This is a genomic window from Halomonas sp. BM-2019, from assembly GCF_017584085.1.
This window is the reverse complement of sequence record NZ_CP071922.1, coordinates 3,919,186-3,919,812: the sequence shown is the minus strand read 5'-3', so window position 1 is coordinate 3,919,812 and position 627 is coordinate 3,919,186. Positions and strand designations below refer to the sequence as shown.

Annotated in this window: 1 pseudogene; it reads left to right on the top strand. The window is 49.9% G+C overall.

Annotated elements, in window-relative coordinates:
• Positions 1-627, top strand: a pseudogene (locus tag J5F18_RS19390) (hypothetical protein); the annotation flags it as partial.

The window sequence follows — 627 nt, the reverse complement described above, 5'->3', positions numbered from 1 at the left end:
TAAACAATCCATGGCGATTAAAAAAAGACTCATTATCCTACCGATTACCATTCTAGTTGTGGCAGTCCTAATTCATTCTGTGTTATCCAATATGAGGCAAGCACCGCCACGGCAAGCGCCAGAGCGTTTACCCGTATTGGTTGAATACACACAAGTTCAATTCGGTCCGGTGCAATTCAGTGTGCCTACCCAAGGCAACGTCATGCCACGTTTTGCTACCCAGCTTACTGCAGAAGTTGGCGGGCGGATTCAGTGGGTATCAGAGAAATTTGTCGCTGGTGGCTTCTTCAGTAAAGATGAAGTGCTGCTCCGTATCGACGATTTTGATTACAAAACTGCAGTCGAAGAAGCGAAGGCAAACCTCGCCCGCGCGCAAGCCATGGTGGCAGAAGAGCGTGCACGCGGCCAAGTTGCCGAAGCAGAGTGGCGCTCAATTCAAGCAGGCGAAATCCCTGAGCTGGGGCTTCGCCGCCCGCAATTAGCCAGTGAACTGGCAAATTTGCAGTCTGCGCAAGCTCGATTGGCACAGGCGGAACGTAACCTTGAACGGACACAAGTGAAAGCGCCATTTAACGGTGTAATGCAAAGTCGTAATGTTAATTTAGGTCAATTTATTCCTGCGAACGC